Below are 10,071 nucleotides of genomic sequence, written 5' to 3' on the forward strand. Positions count from 1 at the left end.
AAATTCAACTAATTCAACCAAACATGGCCCGATATTTTAGCATTTTTCTATTATTTATCTCCTTTACCCTTACTGCACAACAAATCAAATCCCCATCGGAATTTTTGGGATACGAGCTCGGAACTGAATTTACCCGACATCATGAAGTTGTGGATTATTATGAATATTTGGCGGAAATGGCGCCCGATCGTGTAAAGCTTACCGTGTATGGCCAGACCAACGAACGTAGGCCCCTACTTTTGGCCTATGTGTCCTCCCCGGAAAATATAGCCAACTTGGAATCCATTCGCCAAGAGCACCTAAAAGATACCGAAGGAACAGGAAATCTTTCCAAAGCCATAGTTTGGCTAAGTTATAATGTGCACGGGAACGAAAGTGTTTCCACGGAAGCATCCATGCAGACCATTTATGAATTGTTGACCAACAAAAGTGCCTACTTGGAGAATACCGTGGTAATTATGGATCCCTGCATCAACCCAGATGGAAGGGATAGATACAGCAACTGGTACAATCAATATAAAAATACGCCCAACCAGGTGGACCCGAACAGCAAGGAGCACCATGAAGGTTGGTGGAGCGGTCGAAGCAATCACTATATGTTCGATTTAAATCGCGATTGGGCCTGGTTGACACAGAAGGAAAGCCAACAGAGGCTTAAAGTCTATAATGAATGGTTGCCCCACGTTCATGTCGATTTTCATGAACAGGGCGTGAACAATCCGTATTATTTTGCCCCTGCTGCCGAACCATACCACGAAGTGATCACGGATTTCCAAAGAGAATTCCAGGTAACCCTGGGCCGTAACCATGCCAAATATTTTGATGCCAACGGCTGGTTTTACTTTACCAAAGAGGTTTTTGACCTGTTCTACCCCAGTTATGGGGACACCTATCCTGTTTATAATGGTGCTATTGGTATGACCTATGAACAAGGTGGGAGCGGAAGAGCCGGATTGGGCATCATTACGGCCATAGGCGATACACTTACCCTGAAGGACCGTATTGCCCATCATTTTACCACGGGCTTGTCCACAGTGGAAGTATCTTCCCAAAACGCAACTCGCTTGAACGAGGAGTTCCGCAAATTTTATAAGAACCAGAATTTTAAATATAAAAGTTATGTCCTGAAGGGGGATGCAGATAAATTGAACGCGCTCAAATCCCTATTGGCAAAACATAAAATTACATACGGGGATCTATCCAATGGCACCTATAAAGGACACCATTATGCCACGGGTTCCAATGGAAGCATGTCACTGAACAACAATGGAATGGTGGTTTCCACCAATCAACCGAAAGGCACTTTGGTTCAAGTACTTTTTGAACCCAACGCAAAGCTTTCCGATTCATTGACCTATGATATTACAGCTTGGTCCCTACCCTACGCCTATGGCCTCGATGCCATCGCAACCACTTCTTTGGTAACAGCCCAAGCCAGCCAAAGTGATGCAAAAACGACCAACATCGATAAGGGGAGTTATGCGTACTTGACCGATTGGAACAGTATGGAAGATGCCCGATTTTTGGCAGCCTTGCTCAAAGAAGGCATTCGTGTGCGCAAAGCGGACCGTCCCTTTGTCATAGATGGCAACTCCTTTGATCGCGGCACATTGATCATCACCAAAGGAGACAATGAACATAAATCGAACTTTGTGGACATGCTGCAATCCACTGCAAATACCTTCCAAAAAGAAATTACCCCGGTAAGTACTGGATTTGTGGATTCAGGAAAAGATTTTGGCTCTTCCTATGTTCAAATGATCGAGAAGCCAAAAGTGGCCGTACTGTCCGGTGAACCGACATCAACCCTTCGTTTTGGCGAAATATGGCATTTCTTTGAACAGCAACTGCATTACCCATTAACGGTAATTGACAGTGAGTATGCCAACCGAGTAGATTTGGATGAATACAATATTCTGGTATTACCCGATGGGTATTATGGCAATCATTTTAATGAGGACCAACTGTCCGAGTTAAAGGACTGGGTTCGAAATGGCGGCAAACTAATAGCCATGGGAGGTGCAATTGATGCAATTGATGGAGAAAAAGGATTTGGGATCCAAAAGAAAAAATTGGAAAACGATGAAGAAGAAGACATCGAACCAAAACCCTATGAAGATTGGGAAAGGGAACGCATCAAAAGTGCTATAACCGGAGCCATTTTCAAAACCAAGGTAGACAACACCAATCCATTGGCTTACGGTTACGGGCAAAACTACTTCACTTTAAAATTGGGAAGCCGGGGCTATGATTATCTCAAAGGAGGCAATGCAGTTTACTTAGAGAAAAATGCGAAACCGTTTTCTGGTTTTGCCGGAAGTGAAGCCCAAAAACAAATTTCGGAATCCCTTATTTTCGGAACCGAAAATGTGGGACGTGGACAGGTCATTTACATGGTCGACAATCCATTGTTCAGGGGCTTTTGGGAAAACGGCAAATTGTTTTTCGCCAATGCGTTGTTCATGGTGGAATAAGCTTGTTTTATATTGATTTATAATATTTTAGCTGATTGATTTAAAATAGGAACAATCAAAAGGCCAAATCTAAAATTTCGTATCTTTAATAGCACTTTTGAAAAAAAATACGCTATGCAATTCGATACACAATCTTTAAGCAAGAGGCAAACTTTCCTCTTTACCATTTTTGCTGTTTTGGCACTGATGATTTTTACCCCCGTTAAAACCTACGCATTTCAAGATGCTCAGGCTGGAACAGAGTTCAATGAGTACAGTGGTGAAGTGGTGGATGGCTCCACCAACAAATCATTGGTATTCGCCACGCTTACCATTGAGGGTACCAACATCAGCACCATTACCAACACGGAAGGGAATTTCTCGATCAAAGTACCCAAGGAAATGACCGATGGAAATATCATCGTTTCTTTTTTGGGCTACAAGACCAAATCGGTGGCCATTTCAACCTTAGAGCGCGAGAAAAACAAAATTGAACTTGAAGTTTCGGTTACCCAACTTTCCGAAATAAACATCAATGCACCAAAGGATGCCAAGGCATTGGTAAAGGAAACCATAAACCGAAGGGACGAAAATTATTTTTCCGACCCGACCTTAATGACCGCCTTCTACCGTGAGACCATTAAAAAAAGGAGACGGAACGTATCCCTTTCCGAAGCGGTGGTCAATATTTACAAAGCGCCCTATAAAGCTTCCAAGGACGATGCCGTTGAACTGTACAAAGCCAGAAAAAGTACGGATTACAACAAATTGGATACCGTGGCGCTCAAGCTTCAGGGAGGACCGTACAATACGCTTTATGTGGATATCATGAAATATCCTGAATATATTTTTTCCAATGAATCGATCAATGATTACAAGTTCACTTTTGATCGTTCCACTCGGATAAACGACCGTTTGATCTACGTCATCAAATTCGACCAACACAAGGAAATTCTGGAGCCATTATATCGTGGGGAGCTTTATATCGATGTAGAGAACAAGATTTTGACCAGTGCCATTTTTTCTCTGAACATTACCGATAAGGAATTGGCCGCCAAACTTTTTGTTAGAAAAAAACCAGCCAAGGTGGATGTTTGGCCCGAGGAAGTCTCTTATCGGGTGGATTACCGGGAAAAGGATGGCAAGTGGTTCTACGGATACAGCAGCGTAAGCATGGAATTTAAGGTGGATTGGGCCGACAAATGGTTCAATTCCGTGTACAGCACCACAGCGGAAATGGCCATTACCGACTGGGAGACCAATTTGGGTGGCGAATTACCAAAGAGTAGGGAACGAATCAAAAAATCAATCATCCTGAACGATGAGGCCTCAGGGTTTTCCGATCCCGATTTTTGGGGGGAATACAACATTATAGAACCCGAAAAATCGATTGAGTCTGCCATTCGAAAAATTCAAAGGCAACTTCGTCGCGAAGAGCGGAACAGTGACTGATGACTTCATTTTCCTTTTCGGGAATTTATCTTGATATTTAAGTCCGATTAACACTAAAATGCCCCGTTGCATGAAAGAAAAAAGAAGGACTTTTATCAAATCAGTGGCTGCCCTTGGTACAGCATCCTTAATTCCAGGAACATCCTTGGCATATACCTTACCATTGCCCAAGACTCCTTTAATCAAACCAAAACGATTGAAAAAAGGGGACACCATTGGCTTGGTGGCACCGGGCTATGCCATAAAGCCTGAAGTACTGGAAAAGGCGAAGGAAACACTGCATCAAATGGGCTTCAAGACGTATCACACCGACCGTATTGTTGGCAATTACGGGTATTTCAGCAATACGGATGAGGAACGGGCCAAGGATGTAAACGAAATGTTCGCCAATCCAAACATCAATGCCATTCTTTGTGCTCGAGGCGGATATGGCTGTACCCGAATTCTCGACCGACTGGACTATGAAACTATTGCAGAAAATCCCAAAATACTTATCGGTTTCAGCGACATCACGGCCCTTATACAAGCGCTGTACAAAGCAACCGGATTGGTCTGTTTCCATGGACCCGTAGGCAGTACTATCGATGATGCCTACAGCCAGAAATACTTTAAAAAAGTATTGATGAAAGGAAAGGAAAACTTGAAAATCAAGAATGCAAAACTGGCCGATGCTGCAATGTTGGAAAATACCGAATACGACCGATACACCATAACCTCCGGAGCGTGTATGGGTGAGTTGGTCGGTGGCAGCCTTACCTTGGTAAATGCATTGGTAGGCACTCCCCACGAAATTGATTTTACCGATAAATTGGTTTTTTTGGAAGATGTGGAAGAAGCACCCTACCGTATTGATCGTATGTTGACCCAATTGATAGAGGGACCCACCTTTAAAAAGGCAAAAGGCATTTTGTTCGGGGTATGCAAGGGATGCGACCGAGAGAAAAAACCAAGCAATTTCACCTTAAAAGAGGTCATCATGGATCGCATAGCCCCATTGGGCATACCCGCTGCCTATGGACTAAGCTTTGGGCATGTTCCCAACAATTTCACCTTACCCGTGGGAATCCAAGCCATATTCAATGCCGACAAATTGACCTTGGAACTCTTGGAGCCAGCTGTAAGCTAGATTTTATCTTTCAAATTCCCGAAGGGTGTTGATAATGATGCCCACACAATCCATCAATTGTTCACGGGTCATCACCAAAGGCGGGGCGAATCGAATGATGTTGCCATGGGTCGGTTTGGCCAATAGTCCATTTTCCTTCAGTGCCATGCAAATATCCCATGCCGTGGAACTGTCTTCTGTATCGTTGATCACAATGGCATTGAGCAAACCTCTCCCCCTAACTTTCTCGACTAGATCACATGTCGGAATAAATTTGTTCAATTCTTCCCGAAACAGATTCCCCAAGACATCCGCATTTTCAGCCAATTTCTCTTCTTGAACCACCTCGAGGGCGGCAATGGCCACTGCTGCTGCAACAGGATTCCCTCCAAACGTACTACCATGGCTACCTGGCGTAATTACCTCCATGATCTCATCGTTAGCCAATACTGCGGATACTGGGTAAACACCTCCGGAGAGAGCCTTCCCCAGAATCAGGATATCGGGTTTTACTTCTGGCGTACCACTACAATTTTTATTTTCACAAGAGCAGTTACCACATGTGGCCAACAATCTACCTGTTCTAGCAATACCGGTCTGTACTTCATCGGCAATAAAAAGTACATTGTATTTTTCGCATAGTGCTTTCGCTTTCTTCAAATAGCCTTCCGATGGCACATAAACCCCAGCTTCGCCCTGAATGGGCTCCACCAAAAAGCCGGCTACATTGGGATTGCTTTGCAAGGCGTTCTCCAAAGCCACCAAATTATCATATTCAATCTTGATGAAACCTTCAGTATAGGGCCCATAATCTTCACGAGCCACGGGATCGTTGGAAAACGATATGATGGTCGTGGTTCGCCCATGAAAATTGTTCTCGCAAACAATCACTTGGGCCTGATTTTCTGGAATTCCCTTTTTTTGGTAGGCCCATCTCCTGCATATTTTCAAAGCGGTCTCCACGGCTTCCGCACCGGTATTCATGGGCAACAACTTGTCAAAACCAAAGGTTGATGTCGCAAATTGCTCGTACTTGCCCAACATGTCGTTGTAAAAAGCCCTCGACGTTAAGGTCAAGGTCTTGGCCTGGTCCATCATCGCCCCAATGATCTTGGGGTGGCAATGCCCTTGGTTTACCGCGGAATAGGCCGAAAGGAAATCATAGTATTTTTTACCTTCCACATCCCAAACATATACGCCTTCACCCCTACTCAGTACTACGGGAAGCGGATGGTAGTTGTGGGCTCCAAATTTGTTTTCCAGATCTATCGCTTGCTGCGATGTTAAATGCTCTAAAACAGCCATTTCAATAATTTTAAATTTATAAAACAACCATTCCTACAGTACCTTTATTCTTTCGAAGTCTCGAAAAAGCAGCGTGGGAGAGAAATCATCCCTGAAGAGCCTGCAAATTACAAATAATTGTGGAAAAGCATAGCTTGGAAATATGGATTGCCCACATTATTCAATTGTTGGTTTAAGGGCAATTTAAGAACCATCCCCATGCCAAATTCCAAAAAGAAGTTACTTTTGCGCCATGCGTAGAAAGAACAAGCGACAAACGTTTGAAAACGTTCAGGTAATCGATGCCGGCGCTAAGGGTAAAACGGTGGGTAAGGCCCCTGATGGCAGGGTCATTTTCCTTTCCAATGCCGTTCCCGGCGATGTGGTAGATGTTATGACCACGAAAAAAAGAAAGGCCTATTTTGAAGGTGTGGCCACCCATTTCCACGAACTATCGGAAAAGCGAACAGAGCCAGTTTGTCAGCATTTTGGCGTTTGCGGCGGCTGTAAATGGCAACACATGGGCTATGAACACCAACTTTTCTTTAAGCAAAAGGAGGTGGAAAACAATCTTAAACGCATAGGACACCTCGATTTACCAAAAATAAGTCCGATCCTGGGATCTAAAAAGCAATATTTCTACCGCAACAAAATGGAATTCTCCTTTTCCAACAGTAGGTGGCTGACGCAGAAAGAAATTGCCTCACAAACGGATTTTGAGGACCGGAATGCCCTTGGTTTCCATATTCCCGGAATGTGGGACAAAATCCTGGACATAAAAAAATGCCATTTACAAGAAGACCCTTCCAATGCCATACGTTTGGAGGTAAAACAATTCGCCACAGCAAACAAGCTCGCCTTTTTTGACCCAAGAAAACAGGAAGGATTGTTGCGTACCTTAATGATTCGCACTGCATCCACAGGGGAAATCATGGTGCTTCTTCAATTTTTTGAGGACAACAAAACGGAAAAGGAAATGGTATTGAACCACTTGAAAGAAAAGTTTCCTCAAATTACGGCTCTTCTTTATGTGATTAATAGCAAACCCAACGATACGATCTATGATCAAGAAGTAATCTGTTATGCAGGACGCGACCACATTTTTGAGGAAATGGAGGGACTGCAGTTTAAAATCAACGCTAAATCCTTTTATCAGACCAATTCCGAACAAGCCATTGAGTTGTACAATGTAACTCGTGAGTTTGCAAATCTTAGTGGTGATGAACTAGTTTATGACCTTTATACCGGAACAGGGACCATTGCCCAATTCATCGCCAAGAACGCCAAAAAAGTAATCGGCGTGGAATCGGTACCGGAAGCCATAGCCGATGCCAAGGCCAATGCCGAACACAACCATATTTCCAACGTGGAATTTTTTGTCGGCGACATGAAAAATGTCTTCAATGACGAATTCATTGCACAACATGGGCAACCCGATGTGATCATTACCGACCCGCCTCGGGATGGGATGCACAAACAAGTAGTGGAACAACTGCTGCAAGTGGCACCGCCGAAAATTGTATATGTAAGTTGCAACAGTGCAACCCAAGCCAGGGACCTATCCCTGATGAAGGAAATGTACAAGGTGACCAAGGTACAGCCCGTTGATATGTTTCCACAGACACACCACGTTGAAAATGTTGTACTTTTGGAAAAAAGGGTATAATCAAAATTAAAAGCATCGCCCCTGCATGAAGAAACTGATTCCCGTTTTATTATTATCGATCCTACTTGTTTATTTTTCCTCCTGCGAAAAGGATGATATCTGTGTTGATGGGGACACCCCGAATTTGGTCATTGGTTTTTTTGATAGTGCAGATACCAGCTTGGCCAAGGTCGTACCCTCTTTGCGGATCAAGGAAATTCAATTGGATACCGTGATCAACACCATTACCGACCGCTCCAGTAATTTGGACTCGATCGGTGTTCCGTTACGAACGAATACAGCCAGCACCTCTTTTGCTTTCATAACCGATTCTGCCGATGATGCCGATACCGGGTTGGAAACAGGGAATATTGATACACTGACCATTACATATACCCCTAGAGAAGCATTTATATCCAGGGCATGTGGGTTTGTGATGAATTTTGATGATCTGGGCATCATTCTGCCCGAAAGTGCCAATAATTGGATCCAGGATATATCCATAGTTCAGGAATCCATAGAAAACTCAAACACCATCCATGTCAAAATATTTTTCTAGACTGATTTTCCTCTTTTTACCGATCATGGCCATTTGCCAAAATGAACCCATTGATCTACAGCCAAAGGACACGGTGAAGTATACGGACAAGTATGGTATTCGCGTGGGTGTCGATATCAGTAAGTTGGTTTTGACCTTTGTGGATGAGGACTATACTGGTCTCGAATTGGTTGGGGATTATCGCTTGACCAATAAAATGTATCTGGCAGCAGAAATAGGTAATGAAACCAAGGCCCAACGTGAAAATCTAAACAATACCCTGCTCTACGATTTTGAGACGACCGGAAGTTACATAAAGGCCGGTGTGGATTTGAACACCTACCAGAATTGGTTTGGCATGAACAATTTGATCACCATAGGTGGCCGGTATGCTGTTTCCAGTTTTAACCATACCTTAAATGATTATTCCATATTTGATAGTAATCGGTTGTACAGCGACGACTTTTTACCCGGTGCCCAACCTGGGCAAAAGTTTGAAGGTCTCAATGCATCTTGGTTGGAATTTGTTTTGGGCGTAAAAGCCGAGTTGTTTGCCAATATTTTTGTGGGCATGAGTGCCCGACTCGGATTTTTGGTCACGAACAAGGAAGATGATCGATTTAAGAACCTTTGGATCCCCGGTTTTAACAAAGTTACCGATGGCAGTAATTTTGGGGTGAGTTACAACTATTCCATTTCCTATTTGATACCGTTGTATAAAAAATCCAAAAAGATCGAACCTGAAAAGCAGGAATAACATGGGAAACACATTGATCAACTACATTGAGTTTCAGGCCAACGATCTTGGAGAAATAAAACAGTTCTATTCTGCGGCTTTTGGATGGAACTTTACCGATTATGGGCCAACCTATGTTGCTTTTTCCGATAGTGGCCTAGAAGGTGGTTTTGCTTTAACGGAACAAGAAATAGTCAATGGCGTGTTGATCGTGCTTTACCACAAAAATCTGGAAGAAATCAAAGAAAAAGTCGTGCAATTGGGAGGGGTGTTGACCAAGGACATCTTTTCTTTTCCAGGAGGAAGAAGATTTCATTTCAAAGACCCCTCCGGAAATGAACTTGCCATTTGGTCTGAAGACCCATCAAACTAAAAAAGCCTGCTTAAAACAGGCCTTTTCCGTTGCAATTGAATTGAGTTAGTTAGTTTGTGTTTTAAACACTACCCAAAGCTAAACATTTAATCGATCTATCCAAATTTGCGGCCCATAAATCTACCTGTCAGAACACACTTGACACCCATCTAGGATTGGTGCTTTTGTTTTTTACTACCCTCGTACATTTCGTACTCCACCAGTCTTGCTTCCAATTTACCATTGAAGGCCTTAATTTTTTTGGAAGGTCGCAAACCGACATGTTTTAGCGCCTCCAAATTTGAGGTGATCATCCAAGCGTTGGTACCTGGATACGCCTGCTTTAAAGTGTCCCCTATTTTGGCGTAGAATTCATCCACTTCAATAGGCAATCGTTCCCCGTACGGCGGATTGAACATCATAAAAAGCTTCCCATCGACCGGTTTTTCAGTATAAAAGAAATCCTTCCGTTCTATGGAAATATAGGCTGATAAATTAGCATTTTC

9 protein-coding genes (1 of these 9 running past the window's edge) are annotated in these 10,071 nt (G+C 43.3%); 7 read left to right on the plus strand and 2 right to left on the minus strand.

Features of this window, described 5'->3' with window-relative positions:
* Nucleotides 1-23 precede the first annotated feature (23 nt).
* From EO131_RS06350 to EO131_RS06360, 3 genes are all read left to right on the plus strand, one after another.
* A complete protein-coding gene (locus EO131_RS06350) occupies nt 24-2,474 on the plus strand; it encodes a M14 family metallopeptidase (protein WP_127020013.1) in 2,451 nt (816 codons plus the stop codon).
* 114 nt (nt 2,475-2,588) lie between these two features.
* Nucleotides 2,589-3,905: a carboxypeptidase-like regulatory domain-containing protein gene (locus EO131_RS06355; RefSeq protein ID WP_127020015.1), complete on the plus strand. Its 1,317-nt coding sequence runs from the start codon at nt 2,589-2,591 to the stop codon at nt 3,903-3,905.
* A 70-nt stretch (nt 3,906-3,975) separates the two neighbouring features.
* Nucleotides 3,976-5,031, plus strand: coding sequence for a S66 peptidase family protein (locus EO131_RS06360; protein ID WP_127020017.1), 1,056 nt, complete (start codon nt 3,976-3,978; stop codon nt 5,029-5,031).
* A gap of 3 nt (nt 5,032-5,034) precedes the next feature.
* On the opposite strand, the gene rocD is transcribed toward EO131_RS06360, so the two are convergent.
* Nucleotides 5,035-6,315: an ornithine--oxo-acid transaminase gene (gene rocD / locus EO131_RS06365; protein WP_127020018.1), complete on the minus strand. Its 1,281-nt coding sequence runs from the start codon at nt 6,313-6,315 to the stop codon at nt 5,035-5,037.
* Nucleotides 6,316-6,547: 232 nt separating this feature from the next.
* Between rocD and rlmD the strand changes: the two genes are divergently transcribed.
* The 4 genes from rlmD to EO131_RS06390 are packed head-to-tail and all read left to right on the plus strand — an operon-like array spanning nt 6,548 to nt 9,586.
* A complete protein-coding gene (gene rlmD, locus EO131_RS06375; RefSeq protein ID WP_127020020.1) occupies nt 6,548-7,960 on the plus strand; it encodes a 23S rRNA (uracil(1939)-C(5))-methyltransferase RlmD in 1,413 nt (470 codons plus the stop codon).
* A 25-nt stretch (nt 7,961-7,985) separates the two neighbouring features.
* Complete coding sequence (locus EO131_RS06380) at nt 7,986-8,498, plus strand: DUF6452 family protein (RefSeq protein ID WP_127020022.1); 513 nt, start codon at nt 7,986-7,988, stop codon at nt 8,496-8,498.
* Nucleotides 8,479-9,234, plus strand: a complete 756-nt coding sequence (locus tag EO131_RS06385) for a DUF6048 family protein (protein ID WP_127020024.1) — start codon at nt 8,479-8,481, stop codon at nt 9,232-9,234. Before EO131_RS06380 ends, EO131_RS06385 begins: the two co-directional genes overlap by 20 nt.
* 1 nt (nt 9,235) lies before the next feature.
* The gene (locus EO131_RS06390; protein WP_127020026.1) at nt 9,236-9,586 is read left to right on the plus strand and encodes a VOC family protein; all 351 of its coding nucleotides are present in this window, start codon (nt 9,236-9,238) and stop codon (nt 9,584-9,586) included.
* Nucleotides 9,587-9,735: 149 nt separating this feature from the next.
* On the opposite strand, the gene EO131_RS06395 is transcribed toward EO131_RS06390, so the two are convergent.
* On the minus strand, nt 9,736-10,071 hold the 3' end of the coding sequence (locus tag EO131_RS06395; protein WP_127020028.1) for a THUMP domain-containing class I SAM-dependent RNA methyltransferase. It continues 822 nt past the right edge of the window; 336 of the gene's 1,158 nt are visible here — the last part of the coding sequence; its start codon lies beyond the right edge, outside the window — the gene reads right to left on this strand; it ends in the stop codon at nt 9,736-9,738.

This window comes from Flagellimonas beolgyonensis (assembly GCF_003992615.1).
Taxonomy (GTDB): domain Bacteria; phylum Bacteroidota; class Bacteroidia; order Flavobacteriales; family Flavobacteriaceae; genus Flagellimonas; species Flagellimonas beolgyonensis.

Excerpts from the sequence above, each read along its gene's own strand:
- EO131_RS06355 (WP_127020015.1), top strand. The coding sequence starts at position 2,589 with ATGCAATTCGATACACAATCTTTAAGCAAGAGGCAAACTTTCCTCTTT.
- EO131_RS06350 (WP_127020013.1), top strand. The coding sequence starts at position 24 with ATGGCCCGATATTTTAGCATTTTTCTATTATTTATCTCCTTTACCCTT.
- EO131_RS06385 (WP_127020024.1), top strand. The coding sequence starts at position 8,479 with ATGTCAAAATATTTTTCTAGACTGATTTTCCTCTTTTTACCGATCATG.
- EO131_RS06390 (WP_127020026.1), top strand. The coding sequence starts at position 9,236 with ATGGGAAACACATTGATCAACTACATTGAGTTTCAGGCCAACGATCTT.
- EO131_RS06380 (WP_127020022.1), top strand. The coding sequence starts at position 7,986 with ATGAAGAAACTGATTCCCGTTTTATTATTATCGATCCTACTTGTTTAT.
- rocD (WP_127020018.1), bottom strand. The coding sequence starts at position 6,315 with ATGGCTGTTTTAGAGCATTTAACATCGCAGCAAGCGATAGATCTGGAA.
- EO131_RS06360 (WP_127020017.1), top strand. The coding sequence starts at position 3,976 with ATGAAAGAAAAAAGAAGGACTTTTATCAAATCAGTGGCTGCCCTTGGT.
- rlmD (WP_127020020.1), top strand. The coding sequence starts at position 6,548 with ATGCGTAGAAAGAACAAGCGACAAACGTTTGAAAACGTTCAGGTAATC.